At 33.4% G+C, this 22155-nt stretch carries 23 protein-coding genes; 6 read left to right on the plus strand and 17 right to left on the minus strand.

The window, feature by feature from the left end; all coding sequences use genetic code 11:
- Window positions 1–21: 21 nt before the first annotated feature.
- The 3 genes from NK213_RS01840 to NK213_RS01850 all read right to left on the minus strand — a co-directional run bounded on the left by NK213_RS01840 (window position 22) and on the right by NK213_RS01850 (window position 2290).
- Window positions 22–993, minus strand: coding sequence for an AraC family transcriptional regulator (locus NK213_RS01840; protein WP_253346239.1), 972 nt, complete (start codon window positions 991–993; stop codon window positions 22–24).
- 236 nt (window positions 994–1229) lie between these two features.
- A complete protein-coding gene (locus NK213_RS01845; RefSeq protein ID WP_253346240.1) occupies window positions 1230–2060 on the minus strand; it encodes a polysaccharide deacetylase family protein in 831 nt (276 codons plus the stop codon).
- On the minus strand, window positions 2060–2290 hold the full coding sequence (locus NK213_RS01850) for a hypothetical protein (RefSeq protein WP_253346241.1): 231 nt from the start codon (window positions 2288–2290) through the stop codon (window positions 2060–2062). The genes NK213_RS01845 and NK213_RS01850 overlap by 1 nt, the downstream gene beginning before the upstream one ends.
- Window positions 2291–2680: 390 nt before the next feature.
- Between NK213_RS01850 and NK213_RS01855 the strand changes: the two genes are divergently transcribed.
- Window positions 2681–4402 (plus strand): ABC transporter ATP-binding protein, encoded by a 1722-nt coding sequence (locus NK213_RS01855; RefSeq protein WP_305879858.1) that lies wholly within the window; start codon window positions 2681–2683, stop codon window positions 4400–4402.
- Entirely contained in the window at window positions 4399–6174 is a 1776-nt protein-coding gene (locus NK213_RS01860; RefSeq protein WP_253346243.1) for an ABC transporter ATP-binding protein, read from the plus strand. The genes NK213_RS01855 and NK213_RS01860 overlap by 4 nt, the downstream gene beginning before the upstream one ends.
- Before the next feature lie 76 nt (window positions 6175–6250).
- Here NK213_RS01860 and NK213_RS01865 read toward each other — a convergent pair whose 3' ends face one another.
- From NK213_RS01865 to NK213_RS01910, 10 genes are all read right to left on the minus strand, one after another.
- Entirely contained in the window at window positions 6251–7036 is a 786-nt protein-coding gene (locus NK213_RS01865) for an EFR1 family ferrodoxin (RefSeq protein ID WP_253346244.1), read from the minus strand.
- 76 nt (window positions 7037–7112) lie between these two features.
- Complete coding sequence (locus NK213_RS01870; RefSeq protein ID WP_253346245.1) at window positions 7113–7793, minus strand: DinB family protein; 681 nt, start codon at window positions 7791–7793, stop codon at window positions 7113–7115.
- A 161-nt stretch (window positions 7794–7954) separates the two neighbouring features.
- Entirely contained in the window at window positions 7955–8989 is a 1035-nt protein-coding gene (nadR, locus tag NK213_RS01875; RefSeq protein ID WP_253346246.1) for a multifunctional transcriptional regulator/nicotinamide-nucleotide adenylyltransferase/ribosylnicotinamide kinase NadR, read from the minus strand.
- Complete coding sequence (gene pnuC / locus NK213_RS01880) at window positions 8965–9657, minus strand: nicotinamide riboside transporter PnuC (RefSeq protein WP_253346247.1); 693 nt, start codon at window positions 9655–9657, stop codon at window positions 8965–8967. The genes nadR and pnuC overlap by 25 nt, the downstream gene beginning before the upstream one ends.
- Window positions 9658–9706: 49 nt before the next feature.
- Window positions 9707–10249, minus strand: a complete 543-nt coding sequence (locus NK213_RS01885) for an RNA 2'-phosphotransferase (RefSeq protein WP_253346248.1) — start codon at window positions 10247–10249, stop codon at window positions 9707–9709.
- Window positions 10242–10742 carry an NADAR family protein gene (locus NK213_RS01890; protein WP_253346249.1) on the minus strand — a complete coding sequence of 167 codons (501 nt, stop codon included), beginning with the start codon at window positions 10740–10742 and terminating at the stop codon, window positions 10242–10244. Before NK213_RS01890 ends, NK213_RS01885 begins: the two co-directional genes overlap by 8 nt.
- 17 nt (window positions 10743–10759) lie before the next feature.
- The gene (locus NK213_RS01895; protein WP_253346250.1) at window positions 10760–11344 is read right to left on the minus strand and encodes a DUF4291 domain-containing protein; all 585 of its coding nucleotides are present in this window, start codon (window positions 11342–11344) and stop codon (window positions 10760–10762) included.
- A 16-nt stretch (window positions 11345–11360) separates the two neighbouring features.
- A complete protein-coding gene (locus NK213_RS01900) occupies window positions 11361–12215 on the minus strand; it encodes an NUDIX domain-containing protein (RefSeq protein ID WP_253346251.1) in 855 nt (284 codons plus the stop codon).
- Window positions 12216–12586: 371 nt separating this feature from the next.
- Window positions 12587–13249, minus strand: coding sequence for a flavodoxin (locus NK213_RS01905; RefSeq protein ID WP_253346252.1), 663 nt, complete (start codon window positions 13247–13249; stop codon window positions 12587–12589).
- Between the two features lie 133 nt (window positions 13250–13382).
- Window positions 13383–14273, minus strand: coding sequence for a LysR family transcriptional regulator (locus tag NK213_RS01910; protein WP_253346253.1), 891 nt, complete (start codon window positions 14271–14273; stop codon window positions 13383–13385).
- Window positions 14274–14463: 190 nt separating this feature from the next.
- Here NK213_RS01910 and NK213_RS01915 point away from each other — a divergent pair, with 190 nt between their 5' ends.
- On the plus strand, window positions 14464–15027 hold the full coding sequence (locus NK213_RS01915) for a DapH/DapD/GlmU-related protein (RefSeq protein WP_253346254.1): 564 nt from the start codon (window positions 14464–14466) through the stop codon (window positions 15025–15027).
- A gap of 158 nt (window positions 15028–15185) precedes the next feature.
- Window positions 15186–15596 (plus strand): cyclophilin-like fold protein, encoded by a 411-nt coding sequence (locus NK213_RS01920; protein WP_253346255.1) that lies wholly within the window; start codon window positions 15186–15188, stop codon window positions 15594–15596.
- Window positions 15597–15971: 375 nt separating this feature from the next.
- Here NK213_RS01920 and NK213_RS01925 read toward each other — a convergent pair whose 3' ends face one another.
- Together NK213_RS01925 and NK213_RS01930 are read right to left on the minus strand one after the other, a co-directional pair.
- Window positions 15972–17309 carry a YARHG domain-containing protein gene (locus NK213_RS01925; RefSeq protein ID WP_253346256.1) on the minus strand — a complete coding sequence of 446 codons (1338 nt, stop codon included), beginning with the start codon at window positions 17307–17309 and terminating at the stop codon, window positions 15972–15974.
- A gap of 27 nt (window positions 17310–17336) precedes the next feature.
- Window positions 17337–17987 carry a hypothetical protein gene (locus NK213_RS01930; protein ID WP_253346257.1) on the minus strand — a complete coding sequence of 217 codons (651 nt, stop codon included), beginning with the start codon at window positions 17985–17987 and terminating at the stop codon, window positions 17337–17339.
- Window positions 17988–18319: 332 nt separating this feature from the next.
- Here NK213_RS01930 and NK213_RS01935 point away from each other — a divergent pair, with 332 nt between their 5' ends.
- Window positions 18320–18901 carry a MarR family winged helix-turn-helix transcriptional regulator gene (locus NK213_RS01935; RefSeq protein ID WP_253346258.1) on the plus strand — a complete coding sequence of 194 codons (582 nt, stop codon included), beginning with the start codon at window positions 18320–18322 and terminating at the stop codon, window positions 18899–18901.
- Between the two features lie 175 nt (window positions 18902–19076).
- Window positions 19077–20015: a MarR family winged helix-turn-helix transcriptional regulator gene (locus tag NK213_RS01940; protein ID WP_253346259.1), complete on the plus strand. Its 939-nt coding sequence runs from the start codon at window positions 19077–19079 to the stop codon at window positions 20013–20015.
- Window positions 20016–20186: 171 nt separating this feature from the next.
- Here the strand turns inward: NK213_RS01940 and NK213_RS01945 are convergent, their stop codons facing one another.
- A complete protein-coding gene (locus NK213_RS01945) occupies window positions 20187–21242 on the minus strand; it encodes a galactitol-1-phosphate 5-dehydrogenase (RefSeq protein ID WP_253346260.1) in 1056 nt (351 codons plus the stop codon).
- Window positions 21243–21317: 75 nt separating this feature from the next.
- Complete coding sequence (locus NK213_RS01950) at window positions 21318–22154, minus strand: class II aldolase (protein WP_253346261.1); 837 nt, start codon at window positions 22152–22154, stop codon at window positions 21318–21320.
- Between the last annotated feature and the right edge of the window lies 1 nt (window position 22155).

The following is a 22155-nucleotide window of genomic DNA, read 5'->3' on the forward strand; positions in this document are numbered from 1 at the left end:
TTTTGCTTTTACAGCTTAAAATCATTTTTTATTTTTAAGATTTGTTTTATTTTTTACCTCCAACGGGTACACTCCGTAATGTTTTTTAAAAATCTGAGAAAAATAACCGTAATTTTCATATCCAATCATATTGGCTACCTCTGAAACTTTCATATTTCTATCCCTAAGCATGCTGTATGCCCTGTCAAGTTTGATATTTTTAAGAAATTCATGCATTCCCATTCCGGTTTTTTCCTTGAATTTTTTGCTTAACTCTCCCCTGTTTATATAAAATTTCTTGTGTATCTTTGCCAGCAGATCAGGTTCATTATAATTATTTTCCATATAATCCACAACATTTTCAAAAATATCACTTTCATAGTCGTCTATTTCAATAATAGATTTAATGAAAACAGTTATTATTCCGCCCATTCCTTCATTTACTTTGGAAAAAGCAAAGAATTTTTTCCCCCATTTTGCTTCATATCTCATTACCAGATCCAGTATATTGAGCAGTTTTTCCTGTGTATTTCTTATAAACTTTTTTTCATTCGGAACCAGATTTTCTCTAAGATAACGTACACTCTTGCTTACATCTTTATCCTCATTAAAATTATCCAGATATGTTTTACTCAGTACCATTATGAGCATTTTTATTTTTCTGCCCGGCGAGGGAATAAAAATTTCCTTTGTTTCACTCCCGCCATAACTCAAAAACAGCTCCCCGGCCTTCAGGTTATAGCTTTCTTTTTCCGAATATTTTACTGTTATTTCTCCCTCTTTCAAAAAACAAATTATCAGGCAGTCTCCAAAGCTTTTATTACTGCATTCATAATAATTTTTCACTTTAGCTTCTATTTTTAACAGTTCCACCCCTTCACACATTACCTGATGAATAATATTTCCTTTGTCATCACCGTTCAATATATGGTATTCCCTTTCCGTGGAGCCTATTTCCACCTCGTCTACCATATATTCAAGTGATTTCAAATATTGCTGACAATAGTTCTTCATATTTTTTACCTCCAAGCTTAACATTCGTCTAAAGGCAATTTTTATAATAATTTTTTATTGTTGAAAAATTTTTCTTTTCCTCTATTAATATACCTGATTTGAAACAATTGTCAAGTTTATTTATGCCTAACTTTTTATTTATAATATAATTAATTCTACTGTTTTTTTTACTAAAATATGAATTTTAAAAAAGAACTGCCGGTAAAATCCGGCAGCTTTATATACTTTATGCATAATTATTTTCTATGTTGAAATTTTGGGCTGTAAACTGTAAGCTCCTCGAAATCATACCCTTTATTTCTGTAATAATCAATTATTGACTGTAATGCATCTGCTGTTGTTGTTTTTGCAGCACTGTCATGCATTAATAAATTTATCTTCGTAGCACCGCAGCTGGTAGCATTTTTCACCAGAACATCAACCGGACGCTTGTTTCCTGCTGCATCAGTACTGTCACAATTCCAGTCCTGATAGACGAATCCTTCTTCATTTAGTCTGTCGATAATCTTTCTTAGTGTAGCTTTTTTTACTATTGCATTGCTGGAACCGCCGGGAAATCTTGTTACCTTTGCATCCACACCGGTTTTTTCCATTACTGAATCATGAATCTTGTATAAATCCTTAAAGAATGCTTCTTCAGATGCATAAACTTCTTTATAATTATGAGAATATGTGTGAAGTGCTATTGCGTGCCCCTCGTCCACTATCTTCTTATACATATCGGAATTATGACCTATTACAAAGAAAGTAGCCTTTATATTATTTCTTCTCAGAATTTCCAGAATTCTCTCTGTATTATGAGGAGTCGGTCCGTCATCAAATGTAAGATATATTACTTTCTTATTTGCCAATTGTTCTGTAAGCTCTGATCTTAATGCTTCATTTTCATGCTCAAGTTTCATTAATGTATCATTAGTTTCTTTTTCCTGCCTGTCAAGTGCCGCAATCTCTGTCTTTAATCCGTTTATTTTGTCTGTTGCTTTCTTATCACTGAGTAAAATACGTCCTGCATCTCCCAGTGTAAGAACACTTACTGCCAATATAAGAAAAATCAGTATTTTTTTCATCACTTCTTACCTTCTTTCAGCTCTTTCAGATCTTTATTTTCATCTTCAAATCTTTTTAACTTTACCCCTGTGAGCTTGAATTTTTCCTCTTTTTCTTTTTTCTCGGCAAGCAGTTTAGTTACTTCTTCTTCCTTGACTTCCTTTTTTACTTTTACTACAAAATGCGAATAATACTCAGCTGCGCCTGAAATTACCAACACTGCTGATAATATTATCAGTACTTTTTTCATCTTTTCCTCCTTAAATTACAAGTTACCTGTTTAGCTCCTATCTGAATAATATCATTTATTTAAATTTTTTTCAATTATGTTTTATTATTAACTCCAATTTATATCTACCTAATTTCACATTTTTTTTAGTATTTCTCTTTATTTTTGAACGTTTGATCTATTTTCTGTTATTCATTAATATTGTACCAAAAATTAATCATTAAAAAAAATTAATTATTATTTTACTTAAAAAGATATTTTTTGACTTTTTATTCTATTTTTAGTATACTATCATGTAAGAGTTATCTTTTATATTACAATAAAACTAATTTTTTATATAAAGGGATGCCGTTATGGTATTCTCTTTTTTAAATAAATATATTAATTAAGGAGGAAAAAGACTTGAACTTAATGTGGCGTTATGCAAAAAAGTACAAAAATTATATTTTCTTAAATTTTCTATGTGTATTTAGTTTCATTCTTATTGAACTGGGACTTCCTACACTTCTAGCCAGAATAATTGACAAAGGTCTTGTTCCCAAAGACTTTGAAGTAGTAAAAACAACTTCTCTCTGGATGCTTGTGATTTGTTTTGTCGGACTTGCCGGACTTATTCTGCTTGCTTTCTGCGGGAGTAAAATCTCTACCAGTGTAATCAGAGATATACGTGATGATGTATTTTCCAAAATACAGGAATTCTCTCACGAGGAATATGATGACTTCGGTATATCATATCTTATTACAGCTACTACAAATGATGCATTTCAGGTAATGACTTTCCTGCAGATGATACTCCGTATGGGAATGATCACACCGCTGATGTTTGTATCCAGCTTTTTTATGATTATATATAAGAGTCCTTCACTTTCAGTTAGTGTTATTATGGCAGTACCATTTTTACTTATGGGAGTTATTCTCATAGGAAAATTTTCTGCTCCTCTGTCAGAGGCACAACAGAAAGGACTGGACAATATTAATACCAATCTTCGTGAAAATCTTACTGGACTAAGAGTAATACGTGCATTTATAAATGAAAAGTTTCAGGAAGGGCGTTTTGAAGCGATAAATAAAACATATTCAGAAATTTCAAAAAAATTGTTTAAACTTATGGCTGCTCCACTGCCGGGATTTTCTTTTATTTTCAACATTATACTTGCTGTAGTTATATGGTTTGGAGCAAAACAGATAGATATCGGTCAGCTTCAGGTAGGAGAACTTGTTGCATTTATTGAGTATATTTTTCATGCTCTGTTCTCTTTTATGCTGTTTGCTACTGTTTTTATGATGTATCCCAGAGCAGCAGTTTCAGCACACAGAATAGCCAGAATACTTGACACGGTACCAAGAGTAACTGAAAATGAAAACGGGATTACAGAAAGCACTACACATGGTTATATCACATTTGAAAATGTGACTTTTGCCTATCCCGGAAACAGTGACGAACCAATATTAAGAAATGTAAGCTTTACTGCCAGTCCCGGTGAAACAGTGGCTTTCATAGGCAGTACAGGAAGCGGAAAATCTACGCTTATACAGTTAATACCTAGATTTTATGATGTTACAAAAGGAAGAATAATAATAGACGGCACTGATGTAAGAGATTATAAATTAAGCGCCCTTCGTCAAAAAATTGGTTTTATACCGCAAAAGGCCCTGCTTTTCACAGGAACTATAGCGGAAAATATCAAATATGGTAAACATGATGCTACGCCTGCTGAAATCGAAGCTGCATCAAAAACAGCTCAGGCTCTGGATTTTATAAATCAGAAACCTGATAAATTCGGTGAATTTCTTGCCGAAGGCGGAAGCAATATGTCCGGCGGTCAGAAACAAAGACTTTCTATAGCAAGAGCAATAGTGAAAAAACCTGATATTTACATATTTGATGATTCATTTTCTGCCCTCGATTATCAGACTGATGCAAACCTTCGTACAGCTTTGGGGGACATTACAAAGGAATCTACTGTATTAATTGTTGCACAGCGTGTAAGTACCATAATGAATGCAGATAAAATACTGGTTCTTAATGAAGGAAATGTTGTTGCTGAAGGTACCCACAGGGAACTCCTGAAAACATGTGATATTTACTACGATATAGCTTCATCACAGCTTACAAAGGAGGAACTGGAATGAAAAAAGTTATTTCTAATTTAAAACGTCTGGGAAAATATATAAAACCATATAAAGGACATTTTATACTGTCACTTTTTCTTACAGTAATTGCTGTAGCAGCAAATTCGCTTATTCCTTTTATGGTAGGACTTGCAATTACAGAAATGGCTTCTAATGTAGCCGATATGCTGAAAGGAATAGAAGGAGCCGGAGTTAATTTTCCTTATGTTGGTAAAATAATAATAATTACCTCGCTGATTTCATTATTAAATCAGCTTGCCACATATTTTTCAAGCTTTTTTATGACTGATGTGGTACAGGGAAGTATGAAAGATCTGAGAACTGATATTGATGAAAAAATAAACAGACTTCCTATTTCATATTTCGACAGAAACCAGCAGGGAAATATATTAAGCAGAATTACAAATGATGTAGACACTATAAGTAACGCTATGCAGCAAAGTCTTATACAGATTATCACATCACTTTTAGGAATTGTATTATCAGTGGTTATGATGTTTATTTTATCTGTATCCATGACTTTAATTGCAATATTAATAATACCTTTATCTATTATAATATCAAGAGTTATTATAAAAAGATCCCAGAAATACTTCAAAGAGCAGCAGAATTCACTGGGAAATCTGAACGGATATGTACAGGAAGCTTATACAGGTTTTTCTGTTATCAAGCTTTATAATAAAGAACAGGATACACTGGAGGAATTCAAAAATATAAACCACAGACTGGCAGGATTTTCATTTAAGGCTCTCTTTAGTTCTGCACTTATAAATCCTCTTGTAGGACTGGTTGTTAACCTCTCATATACCAGTATGGCAATAATGGGAAGTTATCTTGTTATATTCGGTACTATGACAATAGGGGGATTACAGGCATTTATACAGTACATCTGGCTTATTAACCAGCCTATCAGTCAGATTACCCAGCTTACAGGAATTATTCAAAGTTCCGGAGCAGCTACAGAAAGAGTTTTTGAGATATTAGACGAAGAAGAGGAGACTCCTGATCCGGCGGACACTTTATTCCCTGAAACAGTAGAGGGAAATATCAGCTTTGAAAATGTTTATTTCAGCTATAATAAAGAAAATAAACTTATAAAAAATCTGAGTTTTGAAGTAAAAAGCGGACAGACAGTGGCAATAGTAGGACCTACAGGTGCAGGAAAAACCACACTTATTAATCTGCTTATGCGTTTTTACGATATAGACAGCGGTTCAATAAAAATAGACGGTGTGGATACCAGAGAGATGAAACGTTCAGATGTTCGTTCTCTGTTCGGGATGGTATTACAGGATGCATGGCTTTATCATGCAAGTATTTCGGAAAATATTCGTTTTGGTAAACTGGATGCCACGGAATATGAAGTGGTGGATGCTGCCAAAACTGCCAATGTACACCATTTTATCAGAACTCTTCCAAATGGTTATGATATGGTTCTTAATAAGGAAGCAAGCAATATTTCACAAGGTCAGAAACAGCTTCTTACTATAGCACGTGTTGTTATTGCCGATCCGAAGTTTCTTATACTTGATGAAGCTACGAGTTCTGTGGATACAAGACTTGAAGTGCTTATTCAGAAAGCCATGAAAAAAGTCATGAACGGGCGTACAAGCTTTGTTATCGCGCACCGTTTATCTACTATAAGAGATGCGGATCTGATACTGGTTATGAATCAGGGAGAAATAGTAGAACAGGGAACACACGAAACTCTTCTCGCAAATAACGGTCTTTACGAAAAGCTTTATAACAGTCAGTTTGAAGAGGATGAGTAGTTTATTATATTAATAAAAGAAATTTTATAATTTTAAAAAGAGATTATTCCAAAATAAGTGAATAATCTCTTTTCTTTTATATGAATACAGTATTTTCTTTCTTTTCCGCAAATTTAGTTTCAAGCATTACAGTAAAATTTTTCATCATTTCATTGTCAAAATACTTCGCTTCCACAGGACAGATTTTTACACACGCACAGCAGTGAATACATTTTTCTGCATCTGCTATTCTCGGGTTATCAAAGCTTATTGCAGAAACCGGGCATCCTTTTGCACATTTCATACAGTCATAGCATGTCTCTTTAGTTTCAGGCGCTGCTACAATTCCTGCTGATCTTTCTTTATACGGTTTATTCCCGAAAACCTTTAATATTCCGCCATCACTTCCTGTTTTGATTTTTTCTGCTGTTTTTACAGCGAACTCTTCTGCCTCTTTAATATCAGTCATATCAGGTCTTCCAGTCCCGACATTTTTTGAATATGAATGCTCACCTATAAAAGCTCCGGCAGATACCACTTCAAAACCTTTTTCAGTGAAAATATCCCTTGCTTCCAACACTGCATCGTCAAAATCCCTGTTTCCATACACAGCCATAATCACAACAGGATTTCCGCTTCCCTTTATTTTCTCTATAACAGGTTCAAGCAGCAGAGGAATACGTCCGCCGTATACAGGAAAACCAAATACGAGAATATCTTTATTATCAAGCGTAATTTCCCGCCCGCGTCCTTCCGGCAGTGTTAAATCCATCGTTTCCATCTCTGCTTCAAAAAGTTCCGAGAGTTTTTCAGCTGTTTTCGTTGTTAGTTTCTTAGTACAGTGTGTAGGACTAAAGTACACTGCTCTTATTTTTCTTTCCATTTTTTCCACCTCTTTATCTTCCAAAACTACAAAATTCTCTGATTACTAAAGTAATTTGTTAAATTGTATACCTGATTTACTTAATCTTTTTCTTTATTTTCAAACAATCGTTAATATGCATTACATGATGCCTTGTAATAGGGAGAAGCAGCAGTCCCGCCACGGTTTTCTTTCCCCAGAATTCCACAAGCCACACAGCTTCCTCCTTCTCGGAAACACTTTTTTCATCAAGAATCCTTTGAAGGGCATCCTCATCCATCTTCCTTTTCATATCTTTATAAGTAAGATTCCTGATAATTTCCCTTGTCTTTTTCCCCACAGCAGCTCTGTAATTCATTAACTCTTCCTTGTTTATTGCTTTGCTGAATTCTGCTATTTCTTCAGCAGTCAGTGCATTTCCGGTATCTGTTATGATACTGCCTGATTTCTTCAGCCAGTTATCTGTATTTATTACCTGATCACCACCGGCTATAAGAATATTGGCACATATATCTTCAATACGTGTAATATGCCAGATATTATATGCCATTGTTCTTCCTTTATAAGACGAAGAATAATTCTTGAATCCGTCATCGCTCACATCTGTTAATACTTCCTCCAAAAAAGAATATTCTCCGTTTTCTGAAACCTCAGGCATATGAACTATTGAATGAAGACTCAGACAAATATCCATTGCTTCCTGAAAATCCCCTTCCTTTTTTATAATGCTCCTTAACCTTGCCTGTTTAGGATTCCAGTCATTGTTAACACTAAACATATAAAAAAACCTCCAGAATTTTTGATTATTATAAATTATAACAGATATAAAAAATACGAACAAGTAACTTTACTAATATTATAACCCCAAATTTAGAATTTTGCGGCGGAAAATTTATCAAATATAAAAAAAGCTGCTCTTTTAAAAACAGCTTTTGTTTGCTATATGTATGGAAACTCCTCTTTTATTACTCTCAAAGCTTTATTGAGCCTTTCCTCATAATTTCCCGATATAAATTTTATTTTATCTGCAATGTTATGTTTTTTCAGTAATTCTGCCAGTATCTGTTTACCTTTATTACGTTCTTCATCACTGCCGTTTTTCCTCAGTCCGTCCTCCACCCACTGTACATCATTCTCCAGATACAGCCATAAATCATAATTTTGCCTCTTTATAATTTCATTTATAGCTGGGTCTTCACACCCCTCGTATAATTTACAGTAAAACTGTGTGACTATTGCTTCTGTGTCTATAAATACTATCTTATTGGAATATCTCACAGCTTCGTCTTCTAGCTTTTTCTGATGCATCGCTATTTTTATATAATCCTCATATTTAAGGTTATCCTCACTCCCGCCGCATTCCTCATAAACATAATTTCTGCCGTATTCTTCTGCCCATGATGTATTAAAAGCCTTGGCAAGAAACTTTGTAAGTGTGGTTTTACCGCATGACTCAGTCCCTATAAGCACTACTTTTCTGCAAAAAAACGGTCTGACTACTGCAGGAAGATATTCCCAGTTCTTATATGGATTCTCTCTTATCTGTGTTCCTGATATCTTATGCTCTGTTCTTTCCGGATCAATTAATACATGCTCAGCTTCAGACAGAAGGTCTTTGAAAAAACTGTCATAAGATGGTTCTCCCGAAAAGATAAAATCTATTTTTTCAGGAACTGTTTCTTTCAAAAGCCCTGTAAATTCTTTCCAGCCGTGAGGATAGGCAGGAATCTCACTTTCATCAAGGCTTCTTATCTCAATATGCCCTAAATCCTGATAAATCGTATGCAGCCACCTTAGCCTGTCTTTTACAGTAATCTCAGGAATACCGTATTCCTCACATAGTTTTTTATCCCTGCTGCTGTGGCACACTACCACTATGAGCTTATCTGTCTTTGTAGAACTTCTGTTTATAAAGTTTACATGTCCCAAATGCAAAGGCAGAAATTTTCCTATGATAACTCCTGTTTTCCCCATACTGCCCTCTCCTTTTTATATAGTTTTCTCCAGTTATAAAACCCGTAAACTGCATTTATAAGGTAAGCTGTCCACATCATTGTTATATTATAATCCGATTTTATAAAAATCCACATATATATTGCCACTATATCTATTATTATCCATACAATCCACTGTTCCATATATCTTTTTATCATTAGTATCATAGCTGTTACAGATAATACAGTGGTAAATGAATCTGCCATAGGAAGTGTATTATTAAGTTCCCCCAGTATTATTCCGTATACTATTACTGCTATTCCTGACAGTACCGTCCAAAGTATTATTTCCTTTACTGTCATTTTTTCTGCTTTTACTTCCTTGTTTTCGTCAATATTTACACTATTCTTTCCCCACATTATGAACCCTATTATCTGCATAGGAAGAAAGTAGAGTATATTCAGCATAGCTTCCCCGTAATATCTGGAATTATACGAAATAAAACCGTATAATACTACATTTATAATACCAAAATAGTAATTTGTGATTTTTCCCTTAGCTACAAGTATTACAGAAAGCATCCCTGTTATTGCTGTTATAAAACCTAAAACACCCTCTTTTGAATAAATTAATATTACTACATTAATAAGAGTAAAAATTACTAACCAACTTTTTTCAAATAAATTCCAATCTTTAAATATTTTCATAAAAACTCCCCGTTTCTCTATTTTATTTTTTCTTCAAAAGTCCCTTATATTATTCAAATACCAAATATTTACTTTCTATATCTTCCGAAAGCCATACCTTATTTTTGGAAATATAGAATTTTTTACCCTCTTCATACATTTTCCCTGAAAGCACTTTTATTATATATGATTTTCCATGTCTGCTGCCTACATTATATGCAGTGTCGCGATCCTCAGATAAATGAACATGCTGTCTCTTGATCTTCTTTAATCCTTTAGCCTTTATTGCTGCCAGATTTTGTACTGCTGTACCGTGATAAAGAAATTCCGGCGGCTTCACAGCTGTCAGCTCCAAGTCTACCTCTATGCTATGCCCTTGACAGGCTCTTATTTTTTTATAATCTTCGCTGAATTCATATCTCTTTTTATTATTAGTTTTCACTATTTCACTTAATGTATCGAAATTTATTCTTCTTCCTTTTTTATTCATGCCGCTGATCAGGTCTGCCACCTCTGCCCAGCCGTTTTCATCCAGTTTCAGATCTATTGTTTCCGGAGAATGTCTTAATACCAGACTTATGAATTTCCCCAGTTTTACCAAATCTCTAGCCATTTTTTCCTCCTTCCTCTTTCAAAATATCCTCTCTTAACTGAGTTAATATCTCTCCAAGATAATTTTTCCCGCACCATTTACTTCTTCTTTTGCTATCGGGATTTTCTTCGGAAAGCCCTATTCCCCAGATGGTATCATAGGGACTCGCCTCTACCAGTGTTTTTCCTTTTGTTTCCAGCAATGCACTCTTCAAGCTTTCATTTTGTGTGAATTTAGCGTAATTTCCGTTATATACTATATTTTTACACTGTCTTTCCCATATATCTTTATTAAAGTTCTTGACCTTTCTTCCCAAGTCTTTCTGTTCTCTGGGACTTTTAGCTTCAAGTATTTTCGCAGCTATTTTTTCATCTCCGAATAAAACAGCTTTCATATACATCATATACTGTTCAGCACAGTTAAATGATTTTCCCTTTACTTTAAATCCCTTCTTATACCATTGGGAAAAAGGTGAATCACTCTTCCAAAAAAATTCAAATTTTTCCATTTTCATCTTCATCTCCTTATTTTCTATAAATCTATTCCAAGTCTTTTTATTACGTCCGGATCTTCAATCCGAAACTCTTTTTCCACAGGCAGATACTCTTTTATATCCCTGCCCTCATCTCTCATTTTCTTTAGTTCTCTTACCATTGGTGTAATATCTTCTATATGTACAATCCAATTATTCACATAGCTGTCTACTATTTTATCCTTTATGCCGAGCTGAATAGCCCTGTATTCCATCGGCCCTCCAAAAACAGTTCTTTCAGGGTCCCATTGGCATCTTCCGGAAAAATTCCGTTTATCCTTTTCCCAATCTTCTGCTTTTTCATAAACTTTTCTGTCATAATGTGATAAAACCGAGTTTTTTAATATTGTAAGAAATCCTTCTTTTGTAATATCTATAGCAAGAATTCTTTCCTGTCCTTCTTTTTCAGCCCATCCTGCCCTGTACATCATCCATAAAAACGATGGTTTTATCCATGTCATCCTTGTTCTCTTAAAATGATTCCCGAATGTACCGAGTTCCAGTGCTTCATCAGCTATTTCATTTATATATGCCTGATAAACTCTTATTGTATTATCATCATAAAACGCATTTATTTTTCTCATAATTCTCTCCTTGTGTTCAAATATCACTTATATCGGAGTTAACTTTGAAAAGTCTCGATGGTCTGTGACCTGCTTCATCAGAAAATTTTTCTGTCTCCACCACCAGATCTTTTATTTTTCTTCTGAAATTAGCTTTTATCAATTCTTTTCCCAGTATTATTTCATAAACTTTCTGTAACTCTGTAAGTGTAAAGTATTCCGGCATTAAATTAAAAACCAGGTTTGTGTATTCTATTTTATTCCGAAGCCTCATAAGCGCGTATCCTATTATTTTTGCATGATCAAAAGCAAGTTCTCCATTTTCCTCAATCTTTATCCTGTTTTCTCCCCGCTCTTTATTATCCAGTATTAATCCTGCATTCAAAACTGTTTCTTCATTTTCAAGTCTGATTTTCAGCTTATCATTCCCCAAAAATTCATATGTAAGCTTAAACCATGAAACTGCCCTTGCATCTGTATCAGCTTTCAGCTCTGTATTTCCCTGCTTTATCAAAGCCATATATGCTGTACTGATTATTCTCATTCTTGGATCACGCCCTACATCCCCAAAGGTATACAGCTGTTCCATATATATATTTTCAAGATTTGTCTCCTCTTTTAATTCTCTGTATGCACTTTCTTCCACACTTTCGTTTATTCTTACAAAGCCTCCGGGAAGCGCCCATTTATTTATAAAAGGATGTTCTCCTCTCTGTATAAGCAGTAAATATAAATTTTGTTCGGGATTCTTTCTGTAGTTTCCCGTTTTCGTTTCAAATATACTGAATATCACATTGTCCACTGTGACTGACGGTCTCTTAAATTCAGAAGGATTATAGTTTTTTAGAAAATCCTCTTCGCTTATGTGCTTCTTATCTTCCTTAGTTTCCATTTTAATACCTCCTTTTTTTGATATTATCATTTTGATATTATCAAATATATAATATCATTTTTTTAGAATATGTCAAGTTTTTTTTTGTTTTTTTATTTCCTGTGAAAATCTTCCGGCAAAATCTGTTGTTTTCAGCTTTGATTTTTTTATATATTTAAATAAAAAAAGACTATATCAAAAAAATCTAAACTTTTTTGACACAATCTTTTATAAAAACTGCTGATAATAACAGAATCAGTATTTTATTCTTTTATAAGCTGTAATATCTGACCAGCTAAATAACAGGCATATCTCCTATTAGCTGTTTGAATAATATTTTTTTATTCCAGTATTTACTGTTTAATTTTATACTCTTCAAATTATATCTGACTTTATTTCAAATTGAGTGTTTTAATCCAGTCAGAAACATCCTGTGCACAATCCTGTACCGAATTTCTTGAGACAGAAAATCCATTACTGACAACCGAAGCTTTTGGCTGTAGTCTGGCTATAGTATTAACAGTATTTGAAAAACCGCTTCCTCCGTGAGTATTGAACGGAATAATTGTTTTACCGGCAAAGTCGTGTTCCTGAAAAAAGGTATACATTACCATCGGCATATCTCCCCACCAATTTGGGTAGCCTATAAAAATTGTATCGTATTCTGTAAGGTTTTCAATTTTCCCTGCCAATTCCGGTCTTGCATTTCTGTTTTGTTCTTCTTTTGCCATATCTACCAGAATCCTGTGATCTGTCGGATATGCTGTTTTCGGTTCTATTCGGAAAATATCACCGTTTGTATTTTCCTGAATTAAAGCAGCAACATACTGTGTATTCCCCAAAACTTTACCATCTATTACCACAGTACTGTTCGCCTCTTCAGCACTCATATTATCCGGCTTAGCAGTTTCCGGCACTGAAAAATAAACCACTAAAATTTTTGAACTTTTCTGAACTGCTGTTCTTTCCTTCACGAGATTTGTACTGCTGTTATTACAAGCACATAAACTAAATAAAAAAATAAAAATTATTGACATAACAGGTAATTTTTTCATAAAAATTGCTCCTTTCAGGGTTTTATCGCTAAAATATTAAACTGTTAATTGAAGTGTAGCACTTGGTGTTAACTCTAAGTCAAGCTTTTTTTTATTCTTTGTCTCTATTCTCTTCATCTTTTAAAATACATCATTATTTGGAACTTGTTTCTATTTCTGACCGCAGCTCCTCTAAAAATTTTTTACTGGTTTTTGAAAATACCTGTGATTTTTTCCATACAATATATACACTGACTTCTAACTTTGGTTCTAATGGTCTAAAACATAAAACACTGTCTCCGGTAGTATTTATTAATTTATCAAGACATAATGCGTACCCTGCCTCTTCTTCCACCATAAGTGATGCATTATAGATCAGATTATAACTGCTTACGACATTCAGACTATCCAGATCTTTTCCTACCCATTTGGAAATATCTTCCCTGACCAGCGTTTGTCTGGAACAAATAAGTGGTATATCAAGTAAATCCTGCGGCTTTATAACTGCATTTTTGGCAAGAGGAGAATCTTTTCTCATTAACAGACCCCAAATATCCGTTTTGGGAAACTTCATATATTCATATTTGCTTATATCAACAGGAGCTATTAATATTCCAAAATCCAGTAATCCCTTATCAAGCCTTTCCAGAATATCATCTGCATTTCCGCTGAATAAATGATAGCATATATACGGATGTTTTTTTTGCAGTTTCTTTGATATTTGCGCTATAATCCGCATGGCATCACTTTCACCGCCGCCTATAAAAATATCCCCGCTTATTATTTCATCAGTATCCATAATTTCTTTTTCTGATTTTTCAACTAATTCAAGGATTTCTTCTGCTCTTTTTTTTAATAAAACTCCTTCATCAGTAAGGCTTAAGTTTCTTTTCCCCCTAATAAACAGTTTTTTTCCCAGTTCTTCTTCTAATTCCATAATCTGTCTTGAAAGAGTCGGCTGAGTTATATGTAAAATCCGGGCAGCTTTTGTTATATTTTTTTCTCCTGCAACAGCAAGAAAATATCTTAAAACTCTAAGTTCCATATGTTATCCCTTCTTTGTTTCAAATAATATATAGTATATCTTTTTCTACCATACCTGTAAAGCATGGTTTTCTATTTAGAATAAGTATTTGATATGGCTGTATTTTTATTTTATAATTATTAATAACAGCAGACAGTTTATTTATACATATAAAGCTTTTTAAAAATTATAATTATAAAGGAGAGTACCGATGAATCTAAATGATTTTTTATCCCATCTCAACAGCCGGAAACCTGTAACGGCTAATTCTAAAATCCATGAATTTATGACTCAATTGAGTCAGGAAGCTATGAAAATAACTACTGTATTAAATAATTCATATCATACGCCGGAGGAAATACAGTTACTTTTTTCTAATTTAACCGGAAAACCCGTGAATAAATCATTTTCTATATTTCCGCCGTTTTACACTGACTGCGGCAAAAATATTACTATTGGTAAGAATGTATTTATTAATGCAAGCTGTCATTTTCAAGACCAAGGCGGAATCTATATAGGAGACGGCAGTTTCATTGGTCATAATGTGACCCTTGCCACTCTTAACCACGGCTTGAAGCCTGATGACAGAGGGACTCTTTACCCAGCTCCGATCATCATAAATAAAAATGTATGGATTGGAGCAAATGTAACCATCTTACCCGGAGTAAAAATTGGTGAAAATTCAGTTATTGCAGCCGGTGCTGTTGTAACAGAAGATATTCCTGAAAATGTTGTAGCCGGAGGTATTCCTGCTAAGATCATTAAAGAAATTTGAAGTTCCTGAAATAAAGAAAAGCTTTCATGTGTAGGATTAGATGTTTACACAGAAGATAGGAGGATATAAAAATAAATAAATCTCTTAAAATAAGCATTGTTTTTTTAATGAATTTTTGCATACTATCATGTAATCAAAATAGTCAGGAAAGGAAAACAATGGTCAATAATAACGAATCTTTTCAAAATAACAGTATTATTAAAAAAGATGAAAAATTAGAAATTAACATAGAGATAGGTGGCACGACACTAACGGCTTTATTGGAAAACAACGAAACAACTCATGATTTTCTTAAATTGCTGCCTGTGACTATTACAATGAAAGAACTGTACGAAAGTGAAAAATATGCTGAGTTGTCTGTGCAGCTGCCAAGAGCCGGGGCGACCCGCCAAGGTTATGAAGTAGGAGACATTGGATATTGGGCACCTGGAAATTGCCTTGTTATTTATTACAGGCAAACCGGCGAAATCATAAACGGACTTCAAATAATAGGTAAAATTAATGAGAATATAGATGTTTTTGAAAAATATAAAGGTTCTGTTGAAGTCAGGATAACCAAATCTGAATAGTAATAATGAAACAGCGGAAAATTTAATAAGTTAAAGGTATATTTTAGATTTTAACAGGCTTAACAGATAGTTTTTATACATTGAAAGAATTTAAACAGATAAGGAGCTTACACTCCTTATCCATATATTTTATATATCAAAATTCATCATTTTATCTATTTAATTTATCTAAAACCCATTAACTTTAAATTTGCTTTCCTTACTATCAAAAAAACAGGGATAAAAAAATCCCTGTCTATGCTGATTTTATTAGATCTGTTAATTTTATACAAAATCCTCGGCAATCTCTGACTATCTTATTAAAATAAAAATTCTGACAATCAAATTTAACTCTGATTTTCTAACTCTATTACCATCTTTATTTAAATTTTTTTCTTAGTTAGAATTTGAAATTTTATCAAGCTTATTTATAAGCTCTTTTTCATCAGCTGTCAGAACTATATCAGACAAAGTCACATATTTATCAGCTTTATACCAACTATACTTCTTTTTAAAATAATTCTGAAGGTCTTTATCCTTAAAGTCATATCCTCTCAACGCATATGGAATATTTCTGATCTTTCTCTGTTCATCTTTTGAGTATTTGCTTAGATTTTCTGACAGATATTCTTTTATCTCTTTTCTCACTGCTGTTATTGCCTCGGTTTTTTCTTTGTAGTATTCTGCCTCTTCCTTTGAGACATTTACATTTTTACTGATAGAATCATACCAAAAAAATTGTGAGAAATATTTTTTTAATGCAGAGTCAGAAAAATCATATCCTGCCACAGCATATGGATAATTCCGGATTATTCTGATATCCTCGTCGCTTAGCTGATATATTTCATCAGTATATCTTCCATAAATATAAGTCAGTTCATCTTTATAAATATATTTACCCTGTTTAGACCCCGGCAAAAAATCCAAAAATCCGTTATGAAAACTACCTTCATGAATATTTATATCAAAATCCGGAGAAAAGTTTTTCGTTTTATAACGCACATAACCATTTTTTACCTTAACCAAAACATTCATGTCATATTCTTCATATCTATAACTCAAATTAAGGTCTGTCATTCTGCCTTCGCCGACTATTTCCCAGTTTATTTTTTTATTATCTTTCCAAAATGTATAAGGAAGCATAAAAAGACTGTTATTTCCCATATCGATTACAAGTTCAAAATCCTCAACCCTTTTATTTTTCCATTTTGAGATAGTTGTTATGACATATTCATAGTCTTTTCCGTCTACACCGCCGGAACCGCTGTATATATAGCTGTGCTCTACTATATTTCCACCTTTTTTAAACTGTGCATCAAAATAATACACATATCCGTTTACACTATGTTCAGATGATTCACTCATTTTTTCAGCTTCTTTTTTCAAAATGCTGTTAGTTTTGAAAGGTGATTTATCAAACTCTTCTACCATTGAAATTACTTCTTTTCCATTTACCTTAGTTTTAAAATCAGACATAGACAGCTGTCCCTGCTGTTCATCAGGCGGAGTTATAAAGCCTATTTTCTTCATTTCATCTTTTGGACTTTCAAAAACAAATTTTACATTTATTTCCATTCCTTTTTCTGTTAGTTTCATAACTATCTTTTCACTTTTAATAGAAGAATCAGACATTTCCAAAGGTATTAGATGTTCCCCTTCCGAGCCGAATTCCCAGTCATTTGAAAAGACAATACAGCAAAATGCTGTTAGTATCAAAAATATTACTTTCTTCATCCCATTCTCCTTTTTATTTATTCCGGATCATCTTTCCGAAATACTATACTTTTTCTTTAATTCATTTGCTTTTTTTCTGGTTTTTGGACTGGAATTTTTCAAATTATCCAGTATTTTTTTATCTATCTCTTTTTTAAAAGATGTTTTTTCATAAAATTCGTCAAATATAACAAACATGTCATAAAGAAGAAGTGCCTTCTGATTTTCTTTGAATTTACAGATTTTCTCCATATCCAGATAAAGTTTTATTACTTTATCAATGTAATCAGACCGCTGTTTCAGTATTTTTCCGGTACACACCACGCAATCCCTTGCTGTGGTGATCTTTTCATCATTAATAAACATAAAATATCTATCTGAAATCCTGTCAAAATATTTTTCTTTATCCACCTTAATAAGATTAGAAATCATCACCAGACCTATAGTTCTGTGATAAGAATTGTCATGATCAAGCAGCTTTTCGAAATTTTTCCAGTCATTGTAAAATAATTCCGGATTACGGCTGGTCGCTCTGTCAAGAATATAATAACAATGATAGTAAACCATAATATGTTTATGAGTCAGCATCTGATTTACTATTTCCCTGCGGATTTTTTCATCTTTCAGGACAATATCCGTATACTTTTCTATATTCACATTCGCATCTGATATTTCCCTGATAAGATTTTCTCTATCCATAATTCCTCCTTTAACTGAACGAATTACTCTATTATAACATAAAATAAAATTTTTCTTTACTAAATCAGTAATACTGTTTCATTTTTTTTACATAATATCCGGATATTTTTTATAATAATATAATTAACTTGATTTTTTATTCTATATATTATAAAATTTAGGTGCTAAAAATTTTTTTATTTTTAACAGATTATATTTTTTGTATAATTTGTGTGACGGGCTGAAATGCCCGTTTTTTTTATTACCACACAGTGATGATATATAAAATATATTGACTTTTTCCTAAGGTACCTGTAAAATTTATATATAAATAAAAAAGCGGAGGAAATCCAATGGATGAAAAAAAATTAAATCTTTCCAGCCAGTTTGCAGGTCTTACCTGGCTTATGCATAAATATCACCAGCGCGGTCACCATAAATTATTTGGTCCGGGTGCTGCCCCGCACAGAGGACAGGGAAGAGTGATAAAACTTTTGAAAATACACCCGAAAATTAATCAGAAAGATCTTTCTTATCTGCTTGATATACGTCCGCAGTCTTTGGGGGAATTATTATCTAAACTGGAAAAAAACGGCTATATATTACGTACTCCATCTGAAACTGATAAAAGAGCAATGATCATAGAATTAACAGAAAAAGGGCAGGAGCTTCCTGAGGATACAGAATCAGACTTTGATTTCAGTTCTGTTTTTGACTGCCTGAATGCTGAGGAACAGGTCATTCTCAGCGGATATCTTGAAAGAATCACAAAATCTCTGAAAGAAAATATAAAAAGTGAAAACTCAGATCAGGATCCCCGTGAAAACGGATTTGATCGTTTCTTTACAGAAAAAGGTATGCGCAGAGGATTTGACTTTCCGCCTTTCGGCAGACCGGGACCTCATCATCATAAAAAAAACAATGATAAAAAATAAGAAAATATTTTATTTCTAATAATTTATTATGCAAATTCCCTTGTTATTTCAGGGAATTTTTTTATTTCGAAAAAATAAACAGGTACCTTAAAAAAATTCTTGACATTTTAGAAAGGTACCTGCATAACGAAATAGTAAGGTACCTTTGAGATTAAAAATTTTAGGAGGAAAAGATATGAATAATACTAATAAAAAAGAAAATAACCTATTTAAAAAATTTGCTGCTATGATGTGGATTTTACACAGATATCATCAAAAAAACCATCATAAAGCTGAAAATAAAAGAAACAGTTATGTAAAATATGCCGAAAGCAGAATTTTAGCTTTGCTGAAGTTACAGGAAAATATTGATAAAAAAGATCTTATGTTTATTTTGGGCATTCCAAAACATCATTTTGAAGAAGTCCTTGGTAAAATGAATACGGAAGAATATATTTCTCTTACTGATTCTGAAAATGACAGTACAGTTCTCGTCAAACTCACTGAAAAAGGAAAGACAGCAGAAATTAAAACCGAAAAATCTGAATTTAATTCAATATTCGATTGCCTTTCAGATGAAGAAAGAGAGAATTTAGGACAGTACATTGATACTATAATTTCTTCTGTTAAATCAAAATCTGACAGTGATTCTGAAGAAGAAAACGGATTTTTTGGAGAGTTTCTGGGAGAAGACTTTCACGGGAAAGGTTTTAGACATCCGTTTTTCCACAGAGACAGAGAATTCGGCGATTTTGAAAGAGATTTCGATATGAGAGATGAAAGATGCGGACATGGACACGGGCCTCACGGTCGTCCTGACTTTGACAGAAACAGAGATTTCAGAGGTTCTGATAGAGGTTTCGATATGAGAAATGAAAGATGCGGACATGGACATGGACACGGACCCCATGGACATCCTGAATTCGACAGAAATAGAGATTTCAGAGATTCTGAAAGAGACTTTGATATGAGAAACGAAAGATGCGAACATGGACATGGACACGGGCCTCACGGTCGTCCTGACTTTGACAGAAACAGAGGTTTCAGAGGTTCTGATAGAGGTTTCGATATGAGAGATGAAAGATGCGGACATGGACACGGAAATTTTGATTTTTTCAATTATAAAAAAAGATAAATATTCCCCGTATAATGTAGAAGCTTCAAAAAATTATAAAATAATTACCGGTAAAATAAAAATACTGCAATATGATAAAATTCTTATGCAGTATTTTTTATATTTCCCTAAAAATCCTAAATAAATCTAAACTCTAAAAATAATCTAAAAACATATCTATAATACATTTTATTATTCATCTCCGTCTACTTCCATAAGAACTTTTATAAAAAATGCCTCTCTTCCATAGAGTTTCCAAAACATTTCCGGAGCATCACCAAGGGCTATTTTATGTGTTATCAGCGGTTTTACATCTATCATACCTTTACTCATATAACCTAACGCAGTATCCCACTCTTTTCCCGGAAACGGAGCAGATATAGAATTCCATGATCCTGCTACTTCCAGTTCATTTCTTATTATTTTTTCAAAATTTTCTCTCGGCAGCAGTACATCTCCGTAAGGAATCCCAAGCAATAAAACTGTTCCGCCTTTCACAGCCATAGAAAAGGAATTAGCAATTCCCGATACATTTCCCGAAGATTCCACAACTGTATTCACACCCCTGTTTCCTGTTAATTCCATAAATTTTTGAAAATAACCTTCTTCAGTCACATTAAAAATATGATCTGCTCCTGTATTTTTAGCGACTTCGAGTTTCCCGCTGTCTGTATCAAATGCGAAAACTTCCGCAGCTCCGAAAATTTTTGCCCACTGTACTGCCAAAAGTCCGATGGTTCCGCAGCCTACCACTGCTACACTGTCTCCGGCTTTTATATTTACCTGATTATACCCATGAACCACCACACATGACGGTTCTATAAGACTGGCAGTATCATAGTCCATATTGTCAGGTATTTTTATCACATTAGCTTCCGGAATCTTAATATACTCTGCAAAAGCTCCTTTTTTATGTCCTCCGAGTACCTTTAAATCAGTACATTTGGAAAATTTCCCCTGTCTGCAAAATTCGCATTCATAGCAGGGAAAGCAAGGACAGGCAGTGACTCTGTCCCCTTTTTTCAAACTTTTTACTCCTTTTCCAGTCTCGGCAATAACTCCGGAAAATTCATGCCCCCATGTTAATCCGGGATTATACGAACCGATTTTACCGAATCTTGATATATCTGATCCGCATATTCCTGCTGTTTTCACTTTTATTATTATATCATCTTCATGTTCTATTACAGGTATTTCAACATCTTCATATCTTACATCCTGTTTCCCGTACAGGTTTAATGCTTTCATTTCTGACGCCTCCTGTTATTTTGTCCAATAATTCTCATTATAAATTTCGCTAAAAATTTTTTTATTTCAAGAATTTTAATTGGATTTCAGAATTCTTATTTTATTTTTCACTACTTTTTTTACTTCCTCAAGAACTTTATTTGTAGTAGTTACCACATCATATTCATTATTATTTTCCATATAGACTTTACCGTAAGTTTCTATCATTTTTTGCTTTAATTCCGATGAGAAATTTATTTTTACAATTTTATATTCTTTCAGATATTTCAAATCTTCTTCGCCTATTCCGGAACCGCCGTGTATAACCAGAGGTACATCTGTCTTTTCTCTTATCTCTTTTAAAAGCTGAAAATTCAGTTTCTTTTTTTCCAGACCATGTGAATTCCCTATTGATACCGCAAGCATGTCGCATTTAGTTTTCTTATGAAAATCTTCTACGAGTTCTGCTGATGTAAAATTATGTTTTTCTTCTACTTCCCCTTCATCTTCTTTTCCGCTTATCTCCCCAAGCTCTGCTTCTATCATTATACCCAGTATATGTGCAAACTCTGCTGTTTCCTTTGTTAATCTTACATTCTCTTCGTATTCCAGCATAGAACCGTCTATCATAACTGAATTAAATCCTGAAAACACTGCTTCTCTTGCATTTTCAAAACTTTTCCCGTGATCAAGGTGAAGGGCGCAAAGCACATTTTTTCTTTCTGCCATCTCTTTTACTATTGAATAAAGCACCTTATATCCTGAAAGCTCTATACTCTTCGGTGTACTTTGTATTATCACAGGATAATTTTCTTCCTCCGCAGCCTCGATTATACTTCTGCACATCTCTACATTATGCACATTAAAGGCTGGTATTATCATTTTATTTTCCAATGCGGTTTTTATAAGTTCTTTTGTGTTTACTACTGCCATT

This window comes from Sebaldella sp. S0638 (assembly GCF_024158605.1).
Classification (GTDB): domain Bacteria; phylum Fusobacteriota; class Fusobacteriia; order Fusobacteriales; family Leptotrichiaceae; genus Sebaldella.

Excerpts from the sequence above, each read along its gene's own strand:
- NK213_RS01860 (WP_253346243.1), top strand. The coding sequence starts at position 4,399 with ATGAAAAAAGTTATTTCTAATTTAAAACGTCTGGGAAAATATATAAAA.
- NK213_RS01900 (WP_253346251.1), bottom strand. The coding sequence starts at position 12,215 with ATGGAAACTAAGGAAGATAAGAAGCACATAAGCGAAGAGGATTTTCTA.
- NK213_RS01895 (WP_253346250.1), bottom strand. The coding sequence starts at position 11,344 with ATGAGAAAAATAAATGCGTTTTATGATGATAATACAATAAGAGTTTAT.
- nadR (WP_253346246.1), bottom strand. The coding sequence starts at position 8,989 with ATGGGGAAAACAGGAGTTATCATAGGAAAATTTCTGCCTTTGCATTTG.
- NK213_RS01915 (WP_253346254.1), top strand. The coding sequence starts at position 14,464 with ATGAATCTAAATGATTTTTTATCCCATCTCAACAGCCGGAAACCTGTA.
- NK213_RS01850 (WP_253346241.1), bottom strand. The coding sequence starts at position 2,290 with ATGAAAAAAGTACTGATAATATTATCAGCAGTGTTGGTAATTTCAGGC.
- NK213_RS01870 (WP_253346245.1), bottom strand. The coding sequence starts at position 7,793 with ATGTTTAGTGTTAACAATGACTGGAATCCTAAACAGGCAAGGTTAAGG.
- NK213_RS01950 (WP_253346261.1), bottom strand. The coding sequence starts at position 22,154 with ATGGCAGTAGTAAACACAAAAGAACTTATAAAAACCGCATTGGAAAAT.
- NK213_RS01905 (WP_253346252.1), bottom strand. The coding sequence starts at position 13,249 with ATGAAAAAATTACCTGTTATGTCAATAATTTTTATTTTTTTATTTAGT.
- NK213_RS01935 (WP_253346258.1), top strand. The coding sequence starts at position 18,320 with ATGGATGAAAAAAAATTAAATCTTTCCAGCCAGTTTGCAGGTCTTACC.
- NK213_RS01940 (WP_253346259.1), top strand. The coding sequence starts at position 19,077 with ATGAATAATACTAATAAAAAAGAAAATAACCTATTTAAAAAATTTGCT.
- NK213_RS01855 (WP_305879858.1), top strand. The coding sequence starts at position 2,681 with ATGTGGCGTTATGCAAAAAAGTACAAAAATTATATTTTCTTAAATTTT.
- NK213_RS01925 (WP_253346256.1), bottom strand. The coding sequence starts at position 17,309 with ATGAAGAAAGTAATATTTTTGATACTAACAGCATTTTGCTGTATTGTC.
- NK213_RS01890 (WP_253346249.1), bottom strand. The coding sequence starts at position 10,742 with ATGAAAATGGAAAAATTTGAATTTTTTTGGAAGAGTGATTCACCTTTT.
- NK213_RS01840 (WP_253346239.1), bottom strand. The coding sequence starts at position 993 with ATGAAGAACTATTGTCAGCAATATTTGAAATCACTTGAATATATGGTA.
- NK213_RS01865 (WP_253346244.1), bottom strand. The coding sequence starts at position 7,036 with ATGGAAAGAAAAATAAGAGCAGTGTACTTTAGTCCTACACACTGTACT.
- pnuC (WP_253346247.1), bottom strand. The coding sequence starts at position 9,657 with ATGAAAATATTTAAAGATTGGAATTTATTTGAAAAAAGTTGGTTAGTA.
- NK213_RS01920 (WP_253346255.1), top strand. The coding sequence starts at position 15,186 with ATGGTCAATAATAACGAATCTTTTCAAAATAACAGTATTATTAAAAAA.
- NK213_RS01845 (WP_253346240.1), bottom strand. The coding sequence starts at position 2,060 with ATGAAAAAAATACTGATTTTTCTTATATTGGCAGTAAGTGTTCTTACA.
- NK213_RS01930 (WP_253346257.1), bottom strand. The coding sequence starts at position 17,987 with ATGGATAGAGAAAATCTTATCAGGGAAATATCAGATGCGAATGTGAAT.
- NK213_RS01910 (WP_253346253.1), bottom strand. The coding sequence starts at position 14,273 with ATGGAACTTAGAGTTTTAAGATATTTTCTTGCTGTTGCAGGAGAAAAA.
- NK213_RS01885 (WP_253346248.1), bottom strand. The coding sequence starts at position 10,249 with ATGGCTAGAGATTTGGTAAAACTGGGGAAATTCATAAGTCTGGTATTA.
- NK213_RS01945 (WP_253346260.1), bottom strand. The coding sequence starts at position 21,242 with ATGAAAGCATTAAACCTGTACGGGAAACAGGATGTAAGATATGAAGAT.